The organism is Paraconexibacter sp. (genome assembly GCF_059438195.1).
Window position 1 is genome coordinate 116,042 of sequence record NZ_JBLKKY010000003.1, and the last position, 21,867, is coordinate 137,908.

Below are 21,867 nucleotides of genomic sequence, written 5' to 3' on the forward strand. Positions count from 1 at the left end.
CTGACGGTCACTCCGCCCCGGCGCCGCCGTTCACTCCGCCGCCCTCACGGCTGAGGGCGAACGTGAGCCGGTCGTTCTCCTGAGCGGCCTGGAGGGTGGCGTCATCGACGACCTCGGAGATCGCGTCGTCGACGAAGACGCGTGCGTTGCCCTCTTCGATGACCTGATCGTCGGCCGCCGGCTCGGTCACGAGAGAGACTTGGAGCTGGGCTCCGGATCCGTCGGGCGCCTCGGCGGCGGCGATCCTCAGCCCTGCGCCGTCGGGCACCTCGGGCGAGGCGAGGAGGGCGTCGACGGCCTCGACCGCCGACGGGGAGAGCGTCAGCATGGACGTTCCTTTCGCTCGGGTTCCCTCCGGGGCTACCCGGATTCCCGAGCGCGAACCTCGATTCCTCGGGCCGAACCGGATTCCTGGTGCGTCGTGGCGCACGCGGAATCCGGTCCGGCGGCCGGGAGTCCGTGCGTCAGGCCACAGCCGCGGCGGTGCCCGGCGTCGTGGCGGCGTCCTCGCGGATCATGTCCGCGGCCTTCTCGGCGATCATGATGACCGGCGCGTTCGTGTTGCCGCGCACGATCGTCGGCATGACCGAGGCATCGGCGACGCGCAGGCCCTCGATGCCGTCGACGCGCAGCCGGGAGTCGACGACCTGCCCGATCGCCGCGGTCGACGTCGGGTGGTAGATCGTCATCGTGTTCTCGCGGATGAACTCCCAGATCTCGTCATCGCTCGCGTCCGGCGCGGGCGCCGCGAAGCGGCCCGTGATGACGCCCTCGAAGGCCGCCTGCTGAGCGATCTCGAGGCCGATCTTCACGCCGGCGAGGATCGTCGCCTGATCCTCGGGGGTCGAGAGGTAGTTGTGCTTGATCCGCGGCTTCGAGTAGGGGTTCGCGCTGCGGAGCGTCACCTCGCCGCGGCTCGTCGGCTTCACGACGCCCGGACCGAACGCGAAGCCGTGCTCGAGCGGCGCGCCGAGGCCCTCCTCGAAGAAGAGGACGGGCGCGCAGTGGAACTGGCAGTCCGGCCCGTCGAGCCCCTCGCGGGTCCGCATGAACGCGCCCGCCTCCGCGATGTTCGAGCTGAGCGGACCGGAGCCCTCCGAGCCGAGCATCTCGACGTTCTCGTCGCTCATCGCCGTCATGAGCGACTCGACGTCGGTCGAGAAGTTCATGAGCGTCATGCAGTGGTCCTGGAGGTGCTTGCCGACCGGCAGCTCGCGGATGACGTCGAGCCCGAGCGGCTCGAGGACCTCGCGCGGGCCGATCCCGGAGAGCATGAGGAGCTGCGCCGACTGGTAGGCGCCCGCGGTGAGGATGACCTCGCGCGACGCGCGCACCTCGTCGTGCTCCGGGTGGTCGACGCGGACGCCGAGCGCGCGACCGTCCTCGATCATGACGTCGGTCACCATCGCGTCGGTGATGACCGTGAGGTTCTCGCGGTCCTCGACGGGCCGCAGGAAGGCCGCGGCGGTGCTCGCGCGCATCCCGTCCTGCTGCGTCGTCTGGTAGCGGCCGACGCCCTCCTGGCGGGCGCCGTTGAAGTCCGGGTTCTCCTCGTGGCCCGCCTGCTTGGCGGCGTCGATGAACGCCTGCGCGAGCGGGTGCATCGAGCGGCTCTCCCGGACCGGGAGCGGGCCGCCGGCGCCGTGGTACATGTCCTCGCCGCGCTCGTTGTCCTCGGAGCGCTTGAAGTAGGGCAGGATCTCCTCGTAGCTCCACCCCTCGGCGCCCATGGCCGCCCACTCGTCGTAGTCCGCGCGGTTGCCGCGGATGTAGACCATCGCGTTCATGGAGCTGCAGCCGCCGAGCATCTTCGCCCGCGGCAGGTAGCAGCGGCGGTTGTTGAGGTGGGCCTCCGGCTCGGTCGCCATGTCCCAGTCGCGGCGGCCCTTGAAGAGGGCGCCGAACGCGGCGGGGATGTGGACCTCGAGGTCGGAGTCGTCGCCGCCCGCCTCGAGGAGGGCGACCTTCACGTCGGGGTCCTCGCTGAGTCGCGCCGCGAGGACGCAGCCCGCCGAGCCGGCACCGACGATGACGTAGTCGAACACTCTTCTCTCCTCCCGCGGCCGCCATCGCGCGGCGCCGCAAGCTCGTTCAATGTGTCTCCCGCGCGCGACGCTACCAGCGGCGAGAGGGGCCGGTTCGGGGCGTTTCCTAACGTGTCGGGGAACCGATTCTCGGATTCCACAGGAGGAAGACACACATGGGACTCACGATGGGCACCGCTCCGCTCGCGAGCCGCGGGCGCGCCCCGTCGAACTTCGGGATCGACGGGCCCGCCCACCAGCTCCACCTCGAGCCCTACCCGCGACGCGTCCGCGCGGTGCTCGCCGGAGAGGTCGTCCTCGACACGATCGGCGGCCACCTCCTCATGGAGACCCGCATGCTCCCGGTCCTCTACGCGCCGCTCGAGGACTTCGATCGCGACGCCCTCGTGCGGACGTCGACGACGACCCACTGCCCGTTCAAGGGCGATGCGACCTACTGGTCCGTCCACGGCGTCGAGGACGCGGCGTGGGCCTACGAGGAGCCGCTCGAGGCGTCGTCCTGGCTCGGCGGGCTCGCGGCGCTCGACCGCGGCAAGATCGACCACTTCATCGTCGAGGAGGAGCGCGTCTTCGGCCCCCACCTCCGTGACCCGTACACGCGGGTCGACGTCCACGAGAGCTCGCGCGAGGTCGTCGTCCGCGTCGCCGGGGTCGAGGTCGCGCGGACGCGCCGGCCGAAGCTCCTCTTCGAGACGGGGCTGCCGGTCCGCGCCTACGTCCCCGCCACGGACATCGCGCCCGGCGTGCTCACCCCGTCGACGACGCGGACCCAGTGCCCGTACAAGGGCGAGGCGGCCCACTGGCACGTCCGCGCGGGGGACCGCCTCGTCGAGGACGCGGCGTGGTCCTACGAGACCCCGCTGCCCGAGGCGCTCGGCGTGAAGGGCCACCACGCGTTCGCCGGGGACGAGGTCGAGGTCGACCTCGCGAGCCGGTAGCCCTCGTGCGGGACCGGCCTACCCGCGGTGCATGAGACGGCCGACCGCCGCCATGAGCTCGTCGGTGCGGTCGGCCTGCAGCTCGTCGGGCCCGCCGATGACGCAGCTGCGGACGTGCCCGTCGAGGAGCCCCAGCGCGACCTTGTCGAGCGCCGCCTGGACGGCGCCGATCTGCGTGAGGACGTCGATGCAGTAGCGATCCTCCTCGACCATCGACTGGATGCCCCGCACCTGGCCCTCGATGCGGCGCAGGCGCTTCTGCAGCTGGTCCTTGGACGCGGAGTATCCGCGGGTCTCGGCGGTCGGCATGGGCCGAGTCTAACGGATACCCCCAGGGGGTTCCACCGGAGCGCGACACGCGACCGTCGGTCGCGGTACGGTGCCCGGCCATGAGGAGCCTCAGGGGAGGGGCCGCGATCGTCGCGGGCATCGCGGCGATCGCGCTCGGCACGACGCCGGCGCACGCCGCGGGCGAGACGTTCGCACCGGTCGACGCGCCAGGGGCGGACATCCGCCCGAGCGCCGACGAGATCGCCGCGAGCCTGCGCTGCACGTCGGACGTCGACCGACCGCGGCGCGATCCCGTCCTCCTCCTCGCGGGGACGACGATCGACACGACCGAGAACTTCGCGTGGAACCACGTGCCGGCGCTGAAGGCGATCGACGCCCCGGTCTGCACGTCGGACCTCCCGGGACGGCTCGCCGACAACATGGGCGACATCCAGCTGCGCGGCGAGTACGTCGCCGGCGCGGTCCGCGAGATCCACCGTCGCTCCGGTCGGCGCGTCGCGCTGCTCGGGCACTCCCAGGGCGGCATGGTCGGCCGTTGGGCGCTGCGCTGGTGGCCGGACGTCCGCCCGATGGTCTCCGACGTCATCGGCATGGCGCCGTCGAACCACGGGACGGACGCCGCGCGGTTCCTCTGCGCGTCCGAGTGCCCGGAGGCGTTCTGGCAGCAGCGCTCGGGAAGCGACTTCCTCCGCGCCCTCAACTCGCGCCAGGAGACCTTCGCGGGCCTGGACTACACGTCGATCTACACGCGCAACGACGAGGTCGTCATCCCGCCGGCCGGCGCGGCGCTGAGCGGCCCCGGCGCGATCACCAACGTCGCCGTCCAGGAGATCTGCCCCTTCAACGGCGCCGAGCACCTCGTCGTCGGGACGACCGACGCGGTCTCGTGGGCCCTCGTCCGCGACGCGCTCGACCACGACGGGCCCGCGGACCCCGCGAGGGTCGACCGGCATGCGTGCGAGGTGCCGTTCATGCCCGGCGTCGATCCTGCGACGGTGCTCACCGACGCCGCGGCGGCGGGCACGGCCCTGGCGACGACGGTCCTGCGCTCGCCGCGCGTCGACCGCGAGCCCGAGCTGCGCTGCTACACGACCGCGAGCTGCCCCGAGCAGGTGGCGGCCGCCCGCAGCGACGCGCGCTGCGCGACGCGGCGACGCCTGCGGATCCGCGTCGACGGCGGGGACCGGCGGCTGCGCAAGGTGCGCGTCACGGTCGGCGGGAAGCGCCTGAAGGTCGTCCGCCGCTTCGGCCGGCCGACCGCGGTCGTGGACCTCCGCGAGCGGGAGCCGGGCAGCGTCGTGAAGGTCCGCATCAGCGGCATCAACCGCAACGGGCACCGCATCCGCGTCACGCGCGAGATCCGGGTCTGCGCCTAGCGGCGCGGGCGGCGCCGGACTCGCAGCCCGCGAGCGGCGCGTAGGGTGCGCCCATGCGGATCCACGCGCTCACGACAGGCAGCGTCCGCGTCAAGCACGCGTTCCTCCACGCCAGCAGCGGGCCGCGCCGCCAGCTCGACCTCGCGCTGCCCGGACCGTGGTCGGAGCCCCTCCCCATCCACTGCTGGGCGATCGAGCACGAGGAGCGCCTCGTGCTCGTCGACACCGGGGAGACCGCCGCGGCGCACGACCTCCCGTTCGCGCGCTTCGAGGTCGCCGAGAGCGACGAGCTGCCTCACGCCCTCGCCTCCGCCGGCCTCGCGATCGACGACGTCGACGCCGTCGTCCTCACCCACCTCCACGGGGACACATGGACGGCGCCGCGCACCTCGACGCCCCCGTCCACGTCGCCGCCGACGAGCTCGCGTTCGCGCGCAGCCCGCGGGGGCGGGTCCAGTCGCGGCTCTTCCGTCAGCCGCTCCCCGACGGGACCGATCTCCGTCCACTCGCGCTCGAGGGGCGGCCGTTCGGCGCGTTCCCGCGCAGCACGGCGCTCAGCGACGACGGGCGCATCGTCGCGGTCGCGACCCCGGGCCACACGGCCGGCCACCTCTCGGTCGTCTGCGTCGACGACGAGGGCCGGCACGTGCTCCTCGCCGGTGACGCGACCGACACGCTCGAGCAGCTCCGCGACCGCCGTCCCGACGCGGTCGCACCCGACCCGTCGATCTCGCACCGCACGTTCGACGCGATCCTCGCCCACGCGCGCTCGCACCCGACCGTCTACCTCCCCTCGCACGACCCCGGGTCGGCCGCGCGGCTCGCGGAGGGCGCGACGCTCAGCCCGTGAAGCCGAGGACGAGGTCGGCGATGACCGCGGGGGCGTCGAGCTGCGGCATGTGACCGACGTCGTCGATGACGACCCAGTCGGCGTGCGGGAACCGCTGCCGGTAGCCCTCGGCCGCGGACGGCCACCGCAGGATCCGGTCGTCGGTCCCCCATACGAAGCGCACCGGGCACATCACCGCCGCCGCGTCGAGCGGCCACCCGTCGCGGCCGGCGTTCTCGAGGAGCGCCTCGGCGCCGTGGCAGGCGGCCGACCCGCGCATCTGGTGGACGAGCAGGTCGGTGGGGATGTGCTCGTAGGCGACGACCGTGTCGATGGTCGCGCGTCGACGGCCCTCGGCCGTCGCGAGGAACTGCTCGGCGTGCGGCGCCACGCGGCGCACGGCCTCCTGGGTGCGGGCGAAGTAGTCGAGCGTCTCGCGGAACGACTCGTCGCCGGGCGCCCACCCGCCCGCCGGTGCGAGCGCGACGACCGACTCCGCCCGGCCGCGGGCGGCGAGCGCGAGCGCGAGGTAGCCGCCGAGCGAGTTCCCCACGAGGTGCGCCGTCGTGAAGCCGGCGGCGTCCATCGTCTCCTCGAGCGCCTCGACGACCGCCTCCGCGGTCGCCTCGCCGGCGATCCGCGGCCCCCCGGCGTGGCCGGCGAGCGTCGGGGCGAGGACCTCGTGCCGACGCTCGAGCGAAGGCAGCACGAGCTCCCAGGTCCTCCACGTGTCCGTGAAGCCGTGGATCGCGACGAGGGGCGACCCCGAGCCGCCCCGGTGCGACGGCGTGAAGAACTCCGTCATGTCGCGCCCGCGACGGGCGCGTAGCGATGGTGGAGCATGAGGGCGTTGCCGTCGGGATCCGCGAAGAACGCCATGTGGCAGACGCCGGTGTCGAGCGTCTCCCCCATGAAGGCGACGCCCTTGCCCTCCAGCTCCGCGCGTGCGGCGGGCACGTCCTCCACCGACAGCGGCAGCGGGTTGCCCTGCTGGGCGACGAACGGCATCCCGAACGCCTCGGGCTCCCAGACCGCGAAGCAGACGTCGCCCGCCCAGCTCTCCCACTCCGCGTTCGGGTCGGGACGCAGGCCGAGCACGTCGCGGTAGAAGGCGCGGGACCTCTCCTTGTCGCGGGTCGGAATGCCGATGAAGTCGAGGCCGTCGATGGTCATGCGGTGATCTTCCTCGCGAGACCGGACGGCGAGGCGCGTCAGGCGGCGCGGCTCCGCGCCGGTCCGTCCCTCCCCTCGACGCGGCGCACCGCCGCCTCGACGAGCTCGGCGAGCTCCTCGGGGCGCTCCGCCTGCGGATGGTGGGCCATCCCCTGCCACACGCGCGCGTCGACGTGCGGGAACGCGGCGGCGACCCCGGACATGTGCGCGACCGGCACGAGCCGGTCGCGGTCGCCCCACACGACGATGACCGGGCCGTCGTACTCGACCCGGCGGCGGTGGAACGCCCGCTTCGACAGTCCCCCGCGGACGACGGCCTTCGTCGCCTCGACCGCACCGGGGACGACGGTCGTCGCCCCGGCGGCGACGCGCTCGAGGACCTCGTCGGCCGGCAGGCCTCCGGCGGCGACCATCGTGCGGTACGCCGTCGTCATCGCGAGCCGGCTCGCCAGCGCGACCGGCAGCACGCGTCCCGCCACCTGGCGGACCCCGGGGAGAGAGATCGCCTCGGCGAGCGGGATGCGCCCGAAGCCGGCGGGCGCGAGGAGGAGGAGCGCCTTCACCCGCTCGGGGATGCGCTCGGCGATCGCGGTCGCGATCCCGCCGCCGAGCGAGTGCCCCACGAGGACGAGCTCGTCGAGCCCGAGCGCGTCGATGCCCGCGATGATGTCCTCCGCGTAGGCGGAGAAGGCCGGGTGGGCCGGCAGGTCCGAGCCGCCGAAGCCGGGGACGTCGAAGGCGACGCAGGGACGCCTCGTCGCGTCGCACAGCTCCTCCCAGCCGACCGCGGAGTCGAGGAGGCCGTGGAGGAGGACGAGCGGCATCCCCCGGCCCGGCCGCCGGCGTGCGGTGAGCACGCGTCCGTCGGCGAGATGCACGGTCTCCTCCCGCAGAGTCCGTCGCCCTCGCGGCTGGAGTGCGATGGGTCTGCTCATGGCGAGAACCTAGAGGGGCCCCTGAGCGGCGCCATCCGGCGCGAGCCGCCGGTCCCCGCGGAGAAGTACGGAGAGGGACCGGGGAGTCCGCGCCGACGCTCAGTGCGCCCAGCGCAGGCGCGGAAGGCGGCGATCGAGCCAGGCCGGCATCCACCACGCCCACCGCCCGGCGAGCCGGAGCGCCACCGGCATGAGCATGAGCCGCACGATCGTCGCCTCGATGACGACCGCGACGCCGAGGATGACGCCCATCTCGATGGGCGGCAGCGCGGAGGACGCGATCGCGAACGTGAAGAAGACCGCGACCATGACGGCGGCCGCCGAGAAGATGACCCGCGCGGAGCGCGCCATGCCCTCCACGAGCGCGGCGTGGGGGTCGCCGCTCTTGTCCCACTGCTCGCGGCTCGCCGCGAGCAAGAAGACCGTGTAGTCCATCGCGAGCCCGAAGATCATCGCGAAGAAGAACACGGGAACCCACAGGTCGAGGAAGCCCTGGGGGTCGACCGCGAAGACCTCGGCGAGGACGCCGTCCTGGAAGACGAGCGTCCCGATGCCGAACGCGGCGGCCGTCGCGAGGAGGTTCGAGACGACGGCGACGGCCGCCATGACGATCGAGCGGAACGCGACCGCGACGAGGAGGAAGCCGAGCCCGGCGACGACCGGGACGACGACCGCGATTCGCGCGTCCGCCGCCTCTTCCAGGTCGTAGGCCTCGACGACGGCGCCGCCGAGGCGCGCCTCCTCGGGCAGCTCGTCGCGCAGGCCGGTGATGACGTCGTCCATGCGCTCGTCGCCCGGCCCGACGGTCGGCGTCGCCTCGACGAGCACGAGGCTGTCCGAGGTCTGCGGAGGACGGTGCCGCTCGATGCCGGGGGCGCGCTCGACCGCGGCGACGACCTCGTCCCGGCGGCCGCGCGGGGCGACGGCCTGGAGCCTCGCCGGGGCGCCGGGCCCGAACGCCTCTTGGAGCTGCTGCCGGCCTTCCCGGGACGGCTCGCCCGGGAGGACCGTCTCGATCGACGGGCTCTTCGTCTTCGCGTGCAGGAGCGGGACCGCGGCGGCGCCGAGGAGGGCGAGGCCGACGAGGCCGAAGGCGACCGGCCGGCGCGCGAGCCGCTCCGCCCACGCGGCGGCGCGCTCGGAGCGGAAGCTCCCGGCGCCGAGCTTCGGCACCTCGCCCTTGTCGACCCGGCGGCCGATCCTCGCCAGGAGGGCGGGCAGGAGCGTGAGCGCCGCGGCGAGCACGAAGACGACCGAGAGGATGATCCCGATGCTCATCGTGCGGAACGCGAGGCTCGGGACGAACAGGACGCCGAGGAGCGAGAGCATGACCGTGAGGCCGCTGAAGAGGACGGCCTTCCCGGCGGTGTCCATCGTCTCGCCCACCGCGGCGACGGGCGACTCGGCGCCCTCGGCCAGCGCCTGCCGGAACCGGTAGACGACGAAGAGCGCGTAGTCGATCCCGAGCGCGAGCGAGAACATGAGCGCGAAGTTCATCGCCCAGAGCGAGATGTCGATGACGAGCGTGCCGAGGTAGAGAGCGCCCCCGGAGAGCCCGAGACCGAGGATGGTGAGCGGCAGCGGCAGTCCGGCGGCGACGAGCGAGCCGAATGCGAGGACGAGGATCGCGAGCGTGATCGGCCACGACACCGCCTCGGCGAAGAACATCGACGACTTGCTGTTCTCGTTGAAGTCCGACCACATCATCGGGAGCCCGGTCGGGTCGACCCGCACCCCGTCGCCACCTGCGGACGTGAGGTCCTCCTTCAACTCCCCGGCCGCCTCGACCATGCCGTTGGCGCCGCGCGCCGCCCCGCCGAGGACGACGGCGGTGCGACGGTCCCGTGAGATCGACGCCCCCGGCCGGGGCGGCGTCACCGAGGCGAAGACGTCGGGGTGCTCGCGCATCGTCCGCTCGACCTCGTCGATCGCCCGCTGGAACGGCGGGTCGTCGACCGTGTGACGGTCGGAGTGGACGACGACCGGCAGCGCCGTCGCGTCGCGCCCGCCGAAGTGGTCGCCGATGAGGTCGCGCGCCTCGACGGACTCCGAGCCGGTCTTCGACCAGCCGAACCCGGCGAGGGACTTCTCGACCTTGGGGAGGAAGATGCCGAATGCGAGGAGAAGGACCGCCCATGCGGCGAACACCGCGCGCGGGCGCTGCGCCATGCGGACGCCGAGGCGCCCGAGGGGACCGAGCTCCTGATCGCTCATCGGCATCCCCACTACCTCGCGATGCGGGAAGCAAACACCGGCGATCGGCGATCGTCCGAGTGCGCCTGGCGCGCCGAGAAGGCACGACCCGACGCTCCACCGGGTAGCGCATGGGCATGGGTGCGCTCGGCAGCATCGCGTGGAAGGCGATCAGCGAGTTCTTCGCGGACGGCTGCACGAAGCTCGCGGCCGCCATGGCCTACTACGCGCTCTTCGCGCTCTTCCCGCTCGCGATCCTCGCGGTGACGGGCTTCGGCCTCATCGCCAGCGACGAGGCGGCGCGCGGGGAGACGATCGACGCCGTCCTCGACCTCGTCCCGCTGCGCGAGGACCGGGGGCGCGCCGAGCTCGAGCAGCTCCTCACCGACGTCACCGAGGACGCCCAGGTCTCCGGAGCGATCGGCCTCGTGACGCTCGTCATCTCGGCGAGCGGCGCGATGGGCGCCGTGCGCTTCTCCCTCAACACGGTGTGGGGCGTCGCCGACGAGCGGCCGCCGCTGCGCGGCAAGGCGCTTGACATCCTCCTCGTCGCCGGCGCCGGTCTCGCCCTCGCCGCCTCGCTGGGCCTCACGATCCTCGTGCAGACCGCGAGCGCCATCGGCGGCGGGCTGGGATTCCTCGCCGGGCAGCTCGCCCCCGCCGTCCTGGCGTTCGGGGTCTTCGCGGTCATCTTCAGCGTCGTCCCCGCGTCGAACCCGCGCTTCCGGGACGTGTGGCCGGGCGCGCTCGTCGGCGCGCTCGCCTACGCGGCGACGAAGGCCGTCTTCGCCGTCTACCTCCGCACGCTCGCGGACTTCGCGGCCGTCTACGCGTCGCTCGCGACCGTCATCGCGTTCCTCCTCTTCGCTTTCCTCAGCGCGAACGGCATGCTCCTCGGAGCGGAGGTCGCCGCCACCTGGCGACAGGCGCTCGCCGAGCGCGGCGCCGGCGGCGACGACGACGAGGAGGACGCCGAGCCGCTGGGCCGGCGCCTCGTCTCGATGCTCCGCGGGACGGTCGTCCACCCGCCGTCGCGCAGCGCGCCCGCCCGAGAGCACGAGGCCGAGGAGGACGCCGATGCGGACGGCAGCGGTGCCGACGGCAGGGACCCGCCGCAGCCGCCGGCTCCCGCCCCGCCGTCTACTCGTAGCGCAGGGCCGTGAGCGGGTCGAGCCGTGCGGCCCGCCGGGCGGGGAGGATCGCGGCGAGGACGCCGATGACCGCGCCGAGCACCGCGATCGTCGTGAGCATCCCGGTCGGGAGGTGGAGCGTCAGCCCCGGGAACGTCGTCTCGCGCATCCCGACGACCCACACGAGCGCGATGCCCAGGCCGGCGGCGAGCCCCGCGACGGTCCCGGCGACCGAGACGAGGAGGCTCTCGTGCCCGAGCATCCGGCGCACCCGCCAGCGCGAGGCGCCGAGCGCCCGCAGCACCCCGATCTCGCGGGTCCGCTCGAGGACCGACATCGAGAGCGTGTTGATGATGCCGAGCATCCCGACGAGCACGGCGATGCCGACCATCGCGTTGAACATCGCGAACTGCTCGTCGATCTGCTCCTGGTACTCCGCCTTCAGCTCGCCGGTCGAGAGCGCCTCCAACCCGGGGTGGTCGGTGTCGATGAGGGCGTCGACGCGGGCGACGAGGGCGTCGCGGACGTCCTCCGAGCGGGCGACGACGGCGAGCTGCTGGTCGGTCGTCACCCCGTAGACGCCCTCCATCGTCTCGAGGGAGGTCTGGATGAGCTGGCCGCCGGCGTCGAGCGTGTCGCCGATCGCGACGACGGGCGCGTCGACCGTGCCGGACGGCCCCTCGAGCGTGAGCCGGTCGCCGACCTCGAGCCCGACCGCCGAGGCGTAGGACTCGGCCGGGACGACGCCGCCCGCAGCCAGGCCGGCGAGCGCCTCCTCCGTCGTCGCGCCGATGAAGCGCGGGTCGTCGACCTGCGCCCAGGAGCGCGGGTCGTAGCCGACGACGATCCCCTCCTGGCCGCCCTCCGGCAGCTCGGGGAGGAACAGGGCGCGGCGCGGTGACACGGCGCCGGTCTCCGGCAGCGCCGCGATCTCGCGCTCGAGGTCGCGCGGCAGGCCGGTGCCGAAGCCGGTGTAGTCGTCGTAGCCGACGGGCTGGACGGTGAGGTCGCGCGCGAACTGCCGGTCGATCTCGTCCCCGATCGAGCCGACGACGCTCGAGGCCACCGTCGAGTTGACGACGACGACCGAGAGGGCGACGAGGAGCGTCGCCGCGGTCGCCGCGGTCCGCCCCGGGTTCGACCGCAGCGCGTCGACGGCGAGCCGCCCCTCGGCGGGCGCCGCCGACTGCAGGCCGCGGCCCAGGAGCCCGGCGATCGGGAGGACGATGAACGGCGCGAGAAGGACGAGGCCGAGGAAGAGCGCCATCGTCGCGCCGATCCCGCCGACCGCGGCGAGCGCGCTGTCGTCGGAGCGGTTGCCGAACCAGAAGAAGCCGGACACGAGCATGCCGGGGACGAGCAGCCCGAGGCCGGCGAGCGCGCGGCTGCGCCGGGGCGCGCGGCGGACGCCGCGGTCGCCCACGAGCGCCCGGATCGGCGAGATGCGACCGGCGCGCATCGCGGGCCAGGCGGCGCCCGCGAGCGTCGCGACCATGCCGACGACGACGGCGACGATCGCCGGCCCGAGGGCGATGTCGACGCCCGCGACGGGCAGGCCGAAGGCCTGCATCGCCTGCACGAGGAGGACGGCGAGCCCGACGCCGACGCCGAGGCCGAGGACGGAGCCGATGAGCCCGAGGAGCGCCGCCTCGCGGAGGATGAGCCCCGCGATGCGTCGCTGTCCCGCGCCGAGCGCCCGCAGCGTGCCGATCTCGCGCATGCGCTGCAGCACGGTCATGTTGAACGAGTTGAGGATGAGGAAGGCCCCGACGAAGAGCGCGATCCCCGAGAAGAACGAGAGGACGACGTTGAAGGCGGCGAGCTGCTCCTCGGCCTCCTCGCCCTTCGTGGAGGGGAGCGCGACCTGCACGCCCTCGTCGAGCGCGGCGTCGATGCGCTCGCGGAGCGCATCGGGCGAGACCCCCTCCTCGGCGATGACGGTGATCTCGTCCCAGACGTCGGGCTTGCCCATGAGCACACGCGCCGTGTCGATCGGCATCGCGCCGGTCCCGTAGCCCCCGAGGTCGAGCCCGCCCTCGAACTCGAAGAAGCCGACGACGTTCAGCTCGGCGAGCCCGGAGGGCGTCGAGACGCGCAGGTCGTCGCCGATCGCGACGCCGTTCTCCTGGGCCCAGTCGGCGGGCACCTCGATCTCCGCGCCGGAGCGGACCTCGCGTCCGGCCACCTCGCGCGCGGTGCTCGTCTCCGGCTGGTCCGGGTCGACGCCGACGACGTAGATCTGCGCGTCGGTCCCGGTCTCGACGCGACCGCGCTCGTCGACCGTGCGGAAGATGGAGTAGATCGAGCCGGAGGCGCCCTCCACGCCCGGAACCGCCCGCACCTCGTCGATCGTCGCGGCGGGAAGGGAGCCGACGGACTTCTCCCCGGAGACGACGACGTCGGTCTTGCCGTAGATCGAGTCGTAGAGGCGGTCGAAGGTGCCGCTGATCGTCCCGACGAGGAGGAGGACGCCGAAGACCATCCCGACGCCGAGGACGATCGCCGCGGTCGTGAGGACCGACCGCAGCGGGCGCGCGCGGAGGCTGCGGCCGCTGAGGCCGCCGAGGGAGCGCAGCCGCGCCCCCGCGGGGCGGCGCCCCCTCACGCCCGGGCCTCCTCAGGCATCCCGGCCGTCTCGACGTCGCGGAACGCGTCGACGACCCGGCCGGTCTCACCGCCGGACTCCTCGCGGACGATGAGGCCGTCGCGGAGGAAGACGACGCGGTCCGCGAGCGCCGCGGCCGACGGGTCGTGCGTGACCATGACGACGGTCTGCCCGTGCGAGACGACGTCGCGGAGCAGGTCGAGGATCGTGCGGCCGCTTCGCGAGTCGAGGTTGCCGGTCGGCTCGTCGGCGAGGACCACCTCGGGGTCGCGGAGGAGCGCCCGGGCGATCGCGACGCGCTGCTGCTCGCCGCCGGACATCTCGGCGGGGAGGTGCGCCGCCCGCCCCTCGAGGCCGACGGTCGCGAGGAGCTCGTCGACGCGGTCGGCGTAGTCGGAGGCCCGCAGGCCGGCGATGAGCACGGGCAGGAGCACGTTCTCCGACGCCGTGAGCGACGGGAGGAGGTTGAAGAACTGGAAGACGAAGCCGAAGACCTCGCCGCGCAGGCGGGTGAGCTCGCGGTCGTCGAGGTCGTCGTAGCGGCGTCCGTGCAGCTCGACGGAGCCGCCGGTCGGCCGCTCGAGCGCGCCCATGATGTGCAGGAGCGTGCTCTTGCCGGACCCCGAGGGCCCCATGATCGCGACCCATTCGCCCGCCGTGACGGCGAGATCCACGCCGCGCAGAGCGCGGACCGCGGTCGGCCCCTCGCCGTAGGTCTTCGCGGTGGCGCGGGCGCGCAGGACGACATCGTGCGGATCGGCGGACATGCGTCGCATGGTCCTCACGCCGGCGCGCGGCGCCATCCTCACGAACCCGCGACCCCCGTCCGTAGTCACCCGCCGGACGTGTGGGGAGAAGTGCGCCGGGTAGTCCCGAGCATGGACCTCGCCCTCCCCCCGTCCGTCCCGACGAGCAAGGTCGGCCGCGCGATGCACGACATCGGAGCCGCCGCGCTCCTCGGCGGCAACCTCTTCGCGCGCACCGCGATGCACCCCGCCCTCGCCGGCGTCTCCGACCCCGCCGAGCGCGGGCGCGTGCTCAACCGCTCGTGGCGCCGCTACGGGACGGTGAACCTCATCGGACTCGGCGCCATCGTCGGCGGCTGGGCCGGCGCGCGGCTCGACGAGTCCGCCGACCGCCGCCTCTCGCCGACGGAGCGCCGGCTCGCTCGCGCGAAGGACGGGCTCGTCGCCGCCGTGGCGGTGACCGGTCTCGCGACCGCCGCGGAGGGCTTGCGCTTCTCGCGCATGCGCGACGGCGGCAGGGTGCCGCTCGAGGACGGCGACCACACGCACAGCGACGCGACCGAGCGCGAGGCGCGCGTGAAGCGCCGCGTCAACCGGCTGGGCACCGCGAACCTCCTCGTGGAGGCGGGTCTCGTCGCGGTGAACGCCGCGCTCGCGCAGGAGGGCTTCCGGCGGCCCCCGGGTCGCCGGCTCGTCCCGCGGCTCGGCCGGCGGTGAGCCGTCAGCCGGCGCGAGAGCCGAGCCGGACGGGCAGCGTCCTCAGCTGGTTGGCGAACGGCGACGGCACCCACTCGGGCTCACCGGCGAGCTCCATCGCCGGGTAGCGCGTGAGGGTCTCCTCGAGGAGGACCCGCAGCTCGAGGCGCGCGAGCGCCGTCCCGAGGCAGAAGTGCCGGCCTCCGGCGCCGAACGCCTGGTGCTCCGGGTTCCGGCGCACGTCGAAGCGGTCGGGATCGTCGAAGCGGCTCTCGTCGCGGTTCGACGACGGGTACCAGAGGCAGACCTTGTCCCCCTCCTTGATCTCGGCGCCCGAGAGCGTGACGTCACGGGTCGCCGTGCGGCGGAAGTGGCCGAAGGCGGGGAACATCCGCAGCGCCTCCTCGACGGCGCTCGGGATGAGCGACGGGTCCTCGAGGAGCAGCTGACGCTCCTCGGGGTGCTCGATGAGCGCCTTCATCGCCGAGGTGTACGTCGCCTTCGTCGAGTCGTTGCCGGCGGCCATGAGGAGGAAGAAGCCCATGACGATCTCGTGCTCCTCGAGGCGCTCGCCGTCGACCTCGGCGTGGACGAGGACGCTCGTGAGGTCGTCGGTGGGGTTCTCGCGCCGCTGCGCGATGAGCACCTTCGTGCGCTCGAAGAGCATCGGCACCTCGTGCTCCATGAGCGACGCGTCCGGCGGGCGGCCGTCCTCGTCGCTGAAGGCGAGGATCGCGTTGATGAGCGTCGCCCAGCGGGCGTCGTCCTCCGGGGCGATGCCCATGAAGCTCCCGATGACCCGGGAGACGACCGGCTGGGCGACGTCCTCGACGAGGTCGCAGGTCTCCCGTCCGTCGAGCGAGTCGAGGACCCGGACGGCGATCTCGCGGATCTCGTCCTCGTGGTCGGCGATCCGCTTCGGCGTGAAGCCGCGCTGGAAGAGCGCCTTCAGCCGGTCGTGCTTCGGCGGGTCCATCCCGATGAACATCGCGCTCACGAGCTCGACCGGCATGACCGCGTCGGAGACCGCGGTGATGCCGTGCGCCGACGAGAACGTCTTCCAGTCGCGGCTCACGGCGTGGATGTCGTCCCACCGCGTCACCGACCAGAAGCCCTTCTCCGTCGGGTACTCGGTGATCCCCTCGGTCCAGTGGACGGGACACTCCGCCCGGAGCCCGCGGAAGAGCTCGTGCGGTGGGCCCTCGGCCCAGAGCTGCTGGTCCGCGACGCGCACGTCGCGCAGCGTCGACTGCCTCTCCTCGGTCGCCATGGCGCGACGTTACAGGCAGGTCTGGCTGCTTGGCCAGTCGGGATGCACGCATGTGGGGAACTACGGAGAAAGCCTCAGGTCCGACCGGCCGATAACGAGAGTCGGGGACCTGTCTGCCCGTGCCCGCTCCGACGACATCGCCCGCGATGCATGACGCGTCCCGACGCGTCCTCCTCCTCGCGGGCCTCGCCGCGCAGACCATGCTCCTCGCCGTCTTCGTCGTGCTCGCCGTCGGGGGCGACGGCGACTCCACCGCCGGGCACGCGCTCCACGCGCTCCTCGTCGCCGGTCCCGCCCTCGCCTGCGTCGCCCGCGGGCGCCTCGACGCCGCGTCGCGGGGCTGGACGCTCGTCGGAGCCGGCCTCTTCGCCTGGGCCCTCGGCGACGTCGTGTGGCTGCTCGTCATGGGAGGCGGCGGCGCCTCGCTGGCCGACGCGCTCTACCTCGGCGCCTATCCGCTCCTCTTCGCGGGAGGCGCCCGCCTCCTCGCCGACTCGGGTCTGCGCCTGGACCGGGGCGACGTCGCCGATGCGGCGATCGCGGGGCTCGGGACGGCGGCGCTCCTCGCGACGATCTCCTTCCACGAGCTCGGGACGGCGGATGCGCTCGCCGGCGAGATCGCGGTGCTCGCCTATCCGCTGCTCGACCTCGCTCTCGTCGCGGGCGCCGCGGGTCTCCTCGTCGCGCTGGGGCCGCGCGCCCAGCGCACGTGGCTGCTCGTCAGCACGGGCGCCGTCCTCTGGGCGGTGACCGACGCGCTGTGGGCGCGGGGCTCGGTGACCGACGCCTCGATCGAGGGCGGCGTCCTCAGCGCGGGCTGGCCCGTGGCGATGACGCTCATCGCCGTCGGCGCATGGCTCCCACCCCGCGCCGCCGCCCGCACGCACGCGTCCTCGCCGGTGCCGCTCGCCGTCGCCGCCGCGTCGATCGTCCTGCTCGTCTACGACCACTTCTCGCGGGTCGAGGCGGTCGCCGTGCTCCTCGCCGCGGCGTCGCTCACGGCGGCGCTCGCGCGCATGAAGCTCTCGCAGGACGACCTTCGGGTCGCGTTCACCCGCGCGCGTGAGCTCTCGCGCACCGACCCGGTCACGGGACTCCCCAACCGGCGGGCGCTCCTCGACGACCTCGCGCGCGCTCTCGCGGTCGCGACGCCGGGCCGGCCGTGGGCCCTCGGCATCTACGACCTCGATGGGTTCAAGGGGTACAACGACACCTTCGGGCACCCCGCCGGCGACGAGCTCCTCGAGCGCCTCGGGGGGCGCCTCGCGACGGCCGTCCCTCGTGGACGCGCCTATCGCCTCGGAGGCGACGAGTTCTGCGTCCTCCTCCCGCTCGAGGACGGCGTCCCCGCACTCGCCGCCGCGGTGTCGGACGCGCTCGCCGAGGACGGCGCCTCCTTCTGCGTGCGCGCGTCGGGCGGCTGGGCCGTGATCCCCGACGACGGGCGGGCCGCGGCCGAGATCCTGCGCACCGCCGACGGTCGCATGTACGAGGCGAAGGGCCGCGGACGGCTGAGCGCCGTCGACCAGGCGCGGCGGCTCCTCACCGCCGTCGTCGCCGAGCGCGACCCGAGGCTCGGCCGCCACGGGCACGGCGTCGCCGACCTGGCGGCCGAGGTCGCCCGCGAGCTCGGCCTCGACGCCGAGGGCCAGCACGCGACGCGCCTCACCGCGGAGCTGCACGACGTCGGGAAGATCGCGCTCCCCGAGGCCGTCCTCGACAAGCCCGGCCCGCTCACCCCGGAGGAGTGGATGGTGATGCGTCAGCACACCGTCCTCGGCGAGCGGATCTGCCTCGCGGCACCCGCCCTCACCCACGTCGCCTCGCTCGTGCGGGCAAGCCACGAGCGCTGGGACGGCCGCGGCTATCCGGACGGCCTCGCCGGGGAGGCGATCCCGCTCCCCGCGCACATCGTCTTCTGCTGCGACGCGTTCGACGCGATGACCTCCGACCGCGCGTACCGCCCTGCGAGGCCTCCGGGAGAGGCGCTCGCGGAGCTCGCGGCCTGCGCGGGCAGCCAGTTCGACCCGCGCGTCGTCGACGCGTTCTGCCGCGTGTGGGCGCGGCGCAGGACGCCGGCGGGCCGGCTCGCGGCGCGCTGAGGGCGCGGGTGGCGCCGGCGGCCGCCGGTCACTCCAGGACGGTCAGCTCCGCGATGAGGAAGGCCGTCACGGCGCTGCCGATGAGGAGCGCTGCCCAGATCGCGACCCCCCGCCTCCCCTCGACGACGCGGCGCAGGGAGGCGACGAGCGCGGTGAGCCCGGTCGCCCAGAAGACCGCGATGCAGCCCACCTGCACGGCGCGGAGCGCGTCCGAGTCGTCCGGATCGGCGGCGACCGCGAGGACGACGAGGACGACGAACGCGACGACCGCCGCCGCGGCCGCCCGGGTCGCGAGGCTGCGGGGCGCTGCGTGCAGCGGAGCGTGATCTGTCATCGCTCCATGCTCGCCGCGCCCGTGCGCGGCGTCCTCCGTAGCGAGCCGCACGCCGGTGGGGGCGAATCGCGGGCGCGGACGCCCTTCAGCGGAGGGGGAGGGATTCGAACCCTCGGTACGCTTGCACGCACAACGGTTTTCGAGACCGCCCGGTGGCCCGTAGTAGAGGGCTCTGCGCGCTCGTGGGGGACAAATTGGGGGACATCGTGCCCGGGCGAGGTGGTCTAGATGACCTCTCGACGAGACCGAGCGCAGGGCCTGGAACGGCGGACCGGGACAGACGGACGCGAGCGTTTTCGCGCCAGCGTTCGCATCCCGGGGACGGGCCGCAAGGCTCGCGGGCGCTGGACCACGAGCCTCGCGCAGGCCCGCGCCGAGCGCGCGAAGCTCCTCGCCTCCCAGGAGGCCCTCGCCGCCCAGGCCGCCCGCCCGACGTTCCCCACCGTCGCCGAGGCCGCCGAGGCCTTCCTCGACCGCGCCGAGTGCGGCCAGGCCTGGGCCCGCGGCGGACGGCCCTACGCTCCGAAGACGCTCCGCGGGTACCGCCAGGACTTCGTCCTCTGGATCACCCCTGCCCTCGGGGCCGTCCCCGTCGACGCGCTTCGCCGCTCCCAGGTCCAGGCGCTCGTCGACGAGGTCGCCGCGCTCCGCTCGGGGCAGAGGGCGAGGAACGTCGTCACCGCGCTATGCGCGCTCTACCGCTACCTCCTCCCGCGCCACGACGAGCTACAGGACCCGACGCATGGCCTGGAGCTACCCGCGGGCTCCCAGCCCCGTGACGTCATCGTCACGCCGGACGAGCTGGCGGCGATGCTCGACGCCCTCGACCCGGTCGACCGTCCCGCGTTCGCGCTCGCCGGGATGGCAGGCCTCCGCGCCGGGGAGCTGCGCGCCCTCCAGGTCGCCGACGTCATCCTCGACGACCGCGGTCACCCGATGCCCGATCGCATCGTCGTCCGGGCAGGCTGGGACGCCGTCGCGGGCCGAAAGGCGGCGAAGTACCGGCGCGAGGGTGAGGGGCGGGAGGTGCCGATTCTGGCCCCTCTGCGGCCACATGTGGAGGCGCAGCTCGCCAGCCTCGGGCCCGAGGCGCGCGTTGACTACCCCTTTCTCCCCGGGAAGGGCGCCCAGGGCTCCCGGATCGGCCTCGGCGTCCCGCTCGACACGGACCAGCTCCTCGTCCGCGCGCGGCGCGCGTGGGGGTGGGAGCGCGACCCGAGCGACCCCCGCAAGCTCCGCCACGTCCCCGGCGCCCTCTCGCCCGCGGGCTTCCGGCTCCACGACGCGCGGCACTCCTTCGCCTCGCACCTCATCGTCGCCGGGTACGACGTCGCGACCGTCGCGGAGTGGATCGGGCACGCCCAGGCCTCGACGACTCTGGACCGCTACGTGAAGCCGCTCCGCCAGCGTGGCGTCGACCCCGAGGCCGTGCGGGCGTACCTCGGCGCCTGAGGACGACCCCCGCCCCCTCGACCTGGCGCCGCGCAGCTCGATCGGACATAAATAGGACAGGTTTGGCCTCTAGCCCGGATCTTGCAGGAGCGGTCGTCGATCGGTGTGGGTGATCGCGGCGGGGTCGGTCGGGGCGGTCGCGGTGTGTGGTGGGCGTCGTTGGTCGGTGCCGAGGCGGTCTCGCGAGTGATGTGCGGCGCCTGTCGCGGCGGCGGGGCCATGTTCGGGCAGCTCGCTTCGCGGCGCCTGGCGCCCGATCGTGCGGTCCTCTGGTGGGGTGCGTCGGCGGCGGGTCAGCCGGGCGCGGGCAGGGCGCGTAGCCGTGCGAAGGCGGCGGCGAGGTCGCGCGCCCAGGGCCAGGTGGCCTGCAGTCGCAGGCGTGCGGTGCGGGCGCTGATGGCGAGGCGGGCGGCGGTGTGCAGCAGTCGGTAGCGCAGCCGCTTGGGCTCGCAGCGCGCGAGCTCGCCGTCAAGGAGCAGCGTCTGGGTCCAGGCGATGAGGTCGTGGGCGAGGAGCACGAGCTTCATCCAGACGCGGTTGTGTTCGAGGTCGCGGAACGGGAGGTTCTGAAGGCCGGTCTGCTTGTCGTTGCGGATGTGGTCCTCGACCCGTGCGCGGCCGCGATGGCGGCACTCGACCTTCGCGATGTCGGGGTCGTCCTGGTCGGTGAGCAGCGCTTGGAAGCGGTGCCCGTCGTGATCGGTGAACGACAGCTGCGCGCCGGGATGCGGCCGCTCGCGGCGGACGATCACGCGCGAGCCCTCCGGCCAGCCGGCGAGGTCGAGGCCGGTGATCTCGGTGACCTGCCCGTTGGTGCGCCGGGTGCCGTCCTGATCGACGGCGCAGACCCAGTCCTCGTCGGGGATCTCGAGGATCGCCGCGCGCACCGACTCGGTGAGGTCGTAGCCGACGGAGAACCGGACGTTCGCCCCGTGGGCCCAGTCCAAGAGCTCGTGGCAGGCCCCGGCGGAATCGACGCGCAGCAGGATCTCGATGTCCGCGACGTGCTCGTTCGGGATCTGCTCGAGCGCCGCCTCCGCGACCTCGATCTGATCGGTCGCCGTGTTCGCGCCGGCGTTGCCGGGCCGCAACATGTCGGCGAGCGATTCGCGGGTCTCGTCGCAGTAGGCGAGTATCGGATGGAAGCCGTAGCCGCCCTTGAAATTCCCCGCCGCCCCCTCCTTGTCCGAATGCGCGGTCAGCAGCGTGGCGTCCAGATCGATCGTCACCTGTCCCGGCGCCCCGGCCTGCTCCCAGACATGCGAGCGAGCCGTGGCGCGGGCGCGATCGAGCGCGTCGAGCATCCCCGGCGTCCGAGCGATCCTGTCGATCATCCGAAACGCCGTGGAGTCCGAGGCCACCGTCCCGAAAAGCGCGGCCTGATCACGGACCGCCCGCAGGTCCGCGAGGCAGTCGCCGCCGTCGGCGAGCATCACCGCCAGATCGCGGATCACCCGCCCCGGGTCGTGGCCGGCCCGACGCTCGCGCAGCCCGGCGAGCTCGCGCGACAACGCCCGAGTGAGCCCGACCCCGTCGGCCAGCGCGGCGAGCAGGCCGCTGCCGGCATGCGACACCAGGCCGGCTCCGTCCGCCGAGACATCTACCTTCAACTGGCGCCCATCGCGCATCACCTTCAAGGTGATCCCCCCGAGTCGGTCCTTCAGGCTTCGACACCCAGAAGAATCCCTGCTCAGGCGGACAGTTCAGCGGCCCCGGTCCCCGGGGCCGCTACTGCTTCATGCAAGATCCGGG

19 protein-coding genes and 1 pseudogene are annotated in these 21,867 nt (G+C 73.7%); 8 read left to right on the plus strand and 12 right to left on the minus strand.

Annotated elements, in window-relative coordinates:
* Window positions 1-7 precede the first annotated feature (7 nt).
* Entirely contained in the window at window positions 8-328 is a 321-nt protein-coding gene (locus tag ACME2J_RS02070; protein WP_495543202.1) for a HesB/IscA family protein, read from the minus strand.
* A gap of 136 nt (window positions 329-464) precedes the next feature.
* Window positions 465-2,045 carry a GMC family oxidoreductase gene (locus ACME2J_RS02075; RefSeq protein ID WP_495543203.1) on the minus strand — a complete coding sequence of 527 codons (1,581 nt, stop codon included), beginning with the start codon at window positions 2,043-2,045 and terminating at the stop codon, window positions 465-467.
* A gap of 155 nt (window positions 2,046-2,200) precedes the next feature.
* On the opposite strand from ACME2J_RS02075, the gene ACME2J_RS02080 reads away from it, so the two are divergent.
* On the plus strand, window positions 2,201-2,983 hold the full coding sequence (locus ACME2J_RS02080) for a DUF427 domain-containing protein (protein WP_495543204.1): 783 nt from the start codon (window positions 2,201-2,203) through the stop codon (window positions 2,981-2,983).
* Between the two features lie 18 nt (window positions 2,984-3,001).
* Here ACME2J_RS02080 and ACME2J_RS02085 read toward each other — a convergent pair whose 3' ends face one another.
* On the minus strand, window positions 3,002-3,292 hold the full coding sequence (locus ACME2J_RS02085) for a metal-sensitive transcriptional regulator (RefSeq protein WP_495543205.1): 291 nt from the start codon (window positions 3,290-3,292) through the stop codon (window positions 3,002-3,004).
* Window positions 3,293-3,372: 80 nt separating this feature from the next.
* Between ACME2J_RS02085 and ACME2J_RS02090 the strand changes: the two genes are divergently transcribed.
* From ACME2J_RS02090 to ACME2J_RS02100, 3 genes and pseudogenes are all read left to right on the plus strand, one after another.
* Window positions 3,373-4,650 (plus strand): lipase family alpha/beta hydrolase, encoded by a 1,278-nt coding sequence (locus ACME2J_RS02090; RefSeq protein WP_495543206.1) that lies wholly within the window; start codon window positions 3,373-3,375, stop codon window positions 4,648-4,650.
* A gap of 53 nt (window positions 4,651-4,703) precedes the next feature.
* Window positions 4,704-5,006, plus strand: a pseudogene (locus tag ACME2J_RS02095) (MBL fold metallo-hydrolase); the annotation flags it as partial.
* Window positions 5,007-5,020: 14 nt separating this feature from the next.
* A complete protein-coding gene (locus ACME2J_RS02100; protein ID WP_495543207.1) occupies window positions 5,021-5,500 on the plus strand; it encodes an MBL fold metallo-hydrolase in 480 nt (159 codons plus the stop codon).
* Here ACME2J_RS02100 and ACME2J_RS02105 read toward each other — a convergent pair.
* The 4 genes from ACME2J_RS02105 to ACME2J_RS02120 all read right to left on the minus strand — a co-directional run bounded on the left by ACME2J_RS02105 (window position 5,490) and on the right by ACME2J_RS02120 (window position 9,801).
* Window positions 5,490-6,284 carry an alpha/beta fold hydrolase gene (locus ACME2J_RS02105; RefSeq protein ID WP_495543209.1) on the minus strand — a complete coding sequence of 265 codons (795 nt, stop codon included), beginning with the start codon at window positions 6,282-6,284 and terminating at the stop codon, window positions 5,490-5,492. The genes ACME2J_RS02100 and ACME2J_RS02105 overlap by 11 nt on opposite strands.
* On the minus strand, window positions 6,281-6,652 hold the full coding sequence (locus ACME2J_RS02110; RefSeq protein ID WP_495543210.1) for a VOC family protein: 372 nt from the start codon (window positions 6,650-6,652) through the stop codon (window positions 6,281-6,283). The genes ACME2J_RS02105 and ACME2J_RS02110 overlap by 4 nt, the downstream gene beginning before the upstream one ends.
* Before the next feature lie 38 nt (window positions 6,653-6,690).
* On the minus strand, window positions 6,691-7,587 hold the full coding sequence (locus ACME2J_RS02115) for an alpha/beta fold hydrolase (RefSeq protein WP_495543211.1): 897 nt from the start codon (window positions 7,585-7,587) through the stop codon (window positions 6,691-6,693).
* A 99-nt stretch (window positions 7,588-7,686) separates the two neighbouring features.
* A complete protein-coding gene (locus ACME2J_RS02120; RefSeq protein WP_495543212.1) occupies window positions 7,687-9,801 on the minus strand; it encodes an MMPL family transporter in 2,115 nt (704 codons plus the stop codon).
* Window positions 9,802-9,917: 116 nt separating this feature from the next.
* On the opposite strand from ACME2J_RS02120, the gene ACME2J_RS02125 reads away from it, so the two are divergent.
* Complete coding sequence (locus ACME2J_RS02125; RefSeq protein WP_495543213.1) at window positions 9,918-10,943, plus strand: YihY/virulence factor BrkB family protein; 1,026 nt, start codon at window positions 9,918-9,920, stop codon at window positions 10,941-10,943.
* Here ACME2J_RS02125 and ACME2J_RS02130 read toward each other — a convergent pair.
* The gene (locus ACME2J_RS02130; RefSeq protein ID WP_495543214.1) at window positions 10,921-13,515 is read right to left on the minus strand and encodes an ABC transporter permease; all 2,595 of its coding nucleotides are present in this window, start codon (window positions 13,513-13,515) and stop codon (window positions 10,921-10,923) included. The genes ACME2J_RS02125 and ACME2J_RS02130 overlap by 23 nt on opposite strands.
* Window positions 13,512-14,282 (minus strand): ABC transporter ATP-binding protein, encoded by a 771-nt coding sequence (locus ACME2J_RS02135; RefSeq protein WP_495543215.1) that lies wholly within the window; start codon window positions 14,280-14,282, stop codon window positions 13,512-13,514. Before ACME2J_RS02135 ends, ACME2J_RS02130 begins: the two co-directional genes overlap by 4 nt.
* 111 nt (window positions 14,283-14,393) lie before the next feature.
* Here ACME2J_RS02135 and ACME2J_RS02140 point away from each other — a divergent pair, with 111 nt between their 5' ends.
* Window positions 14,394-14,978 carry a hypothetical protein gene (locus ACME2J_RS02140; RefSeq protein ID WP_495543216.1) on the plus strand — a complete coding sequence of 195 codons (585 nt, stop codon included), beginning with the start codon at window positions 14,394-14,396 and terminating at the stop codon, window positions 14,976-14,978.
* 4 nt (window positions 14,979-14,982) lie between these two features.
* Here the strand turns inward: ACME2J_RS02140 and ACME2J_RS02145 are convergent, their stop codons facing one another.
* A complete protein-coding gene (locus tag ACME2J_RS02145) occupies window positions 14,983-16,227 on the minus strand; it encodes a cytochrome P450 (protein WP_495543217.1) in 1,245 nt (414 codons plus the stop codon).
* Between the two features lie 146 nt (window positions 16,228-16,373).
* Between ACME2J_RS02145 and ACME2J_RS02150 the strand changes: the two genes are divergently transcribed.
* On the plus strand, window positions 16,374-18,329 hold the full coding sequence (locus ACME2J_RS02150) for an HD domain-containing phosphohydrolase (protein ID WP_495543218.1): 1,956 nt from the start codon (window positions 16,374-16,376) through the stop codon (window positions 18,327-18,329).
* 28 nt (window positions 18,330-18,357) lie between these two features.
* Here the strand turns inward: ACME2J_RS02150 and ACME2J_RS02155 are convergent, their stop codons facing one another.
* The gene (locus ACME2J_RS02155; RefSeq protein WP_495543219.1) at window positions 18,358-18,663 is read right to left on the minus strand and encodes a hypothetical protein; all 306 of its coding nucleotides are present in this window, start codon (window positions 18,661-18,663) and stop codon (window positions 18,358-18,360) included.
* 228 nt (window positions 18,664-18,891) lie between these two features.
* Between ACME2J_RS02155 and ACME2J_RS02160 the strand changes: the two genes are divergently transcribed.
* On the plus strand, window positions 18,892-20,115 hold the full coding sequence (locus ACME2J_RS02160) for a tyrosine-type recombinase/integrase (RefSeq protein WP_495543220.1): 1,224 nt from the start codon (window positions 18,892-18,894) through the stop codon (window positions 20,113-20,115).
* Window positions 20,116-20,408: 293 nt separating this feature from the next.
* Here ACME2J_RS02160 and ACME2J_RS02165 read toward each other — a convergent pair whose 3' ends face one another.
* On the minus strand, window positions 20,409-21,743 hold the full coding sequence (locus ACME2J_RS02165; protein WP_495543222.1) for an IS1380 family transposase: 1,335 nt from the start codon (window positions 21,741-21,743) through the stop codon (window positions 20,409-20,411).
* Window positions 21,744-21,867 lie beyond the last annotated feature (124 nt).

Excerpts from the sequence above, each read along its gene's own strand:
- ACME2J_RS02070 (WP_495543202.1), bottom strand. The coding sequence starts at position 328 with ATGCTGACGCTCTCCCCGTCGGCGGTCGAGGCCGTCGACGCCCTCCTC.
- ACME2J_RS02080 (WP_495543204.1), top strand. The coding sequence starts at position 2,201 with ATGGGACTCACGATGGGCACCGCTCCGCTCGCGAGCCGCGGGCGCGCC.
- ACME2J_RS02085 (WP_495543205.1), bottom strand. The coding sequence starts at position 3,292 with ATGCCGACCGCCGAGACCCGCGGATACTCCGCGTCCAAGGACCAGCTG.
- ACME2J_RS02090 (WP_495543206.1), top strand. The coding sequence starts at position 3,373 with ATGAGGAGCCTCAGGGGAGGGGCCGCGATCGTCGCGGGCATCGCGGCG.
- ACME2J_RS02100 (WP_495543207.1), top strand. The coding sequence starts at position 5,021 with ATGGACGGCGCCGCGCACCTCGACGCCCCCGTCCACGTCGCCGCCGAC.
- ACME2J_RS02105 (WP_495543209.1), bottom strand. The coding sequence starts at position 6,284 with ATGACGGAGTTCTTCACGCCGTCGCACCGGGGCGGCTCGGGGTCGCCC.
- ACME2J_RS02110 (WP_495543210.1), bottom strand. The coding sequence starts at position 6,652 with ATGACCATCGACGGCCTCGACTTCATCGGCATTCCGACCCGCGACAAG.
- ACME2J_RS02115 (WP_495543211.1), bottom strand. The coding sequence starts at position 7,587 with ATGAGCAGACCCATCGCACTCCAGCCGCGAGGGCGACGGACTCTGCGG.
- ACME2J_RS02120 (WP_495543212.1), bottom strand. The coding sequence starts at position 9,801 with ATGAGCGATCAGGAGCTCGGTCCCCTCGGGCGCCTCGGCGTCCGCATG.
- ACME2J_RS02125 (WP_495543213.1), top strand. The coding sequence starts at position 9,918 with ATGGGTGCGCTCGGCAGCATCGCGTGGAAGGCGATCAGCGAGTTCTTC.
- ACME2J_RS02135 (WP_495543215.1), bottom strand. The coding sequence starts at position 14,282 with ATGTCCGCCGATCCGCACGATGTCGTCCTGCGCGCCCGCGCCACCGCG.
- ACME2J_RS02140 (WP_495543216.1), top strand. The coding sequence starts at position 14,394 with ATGGACCTCGCCCTCCCCCCGTCCGTCCCGACGAGCAAGGTCGGCCGC.
- ACME2J_RS02145 (WP_495543217.1), bottom strand. The coding sequence starts at position 16,227 with ATGGCGACCGAGGAGAGGCAGTCGACGCTGCGCGACGTGCGCGTCGCG.
- ACME2J_RS02150 (WP_495543218.1), top strand. The coding sequence starts at position 16,374 with ATGCATGACGCGTCCCGACGCGTCCTCCTCCTCGCGGGCCTCGCCGCG.
- ACME2J_RS02155 (WP_495543219.1), bottom strand. The coding sequence starts at position 18,663 with ATGACAGATCACGCTCCGCTGCACGCAGCGCCCCGCAGCCTCGCGACC.
- ACME2J_RS02160 (WP_495543220.1), top strand. The coding sequence starts at position 18,892 with ATGACCTCTCGACGAGACCGAGCGCAGGGCCTGGAACGGCGGACCGGG.
- ACME2J_RS02165 (WP_495543222.1), bottom strand. The coding sequence starts at position 21,743 with ATGCGCGATGGGCGCCAGTTGAAGGTAGATGTCTCGGCGGACGGAGCC.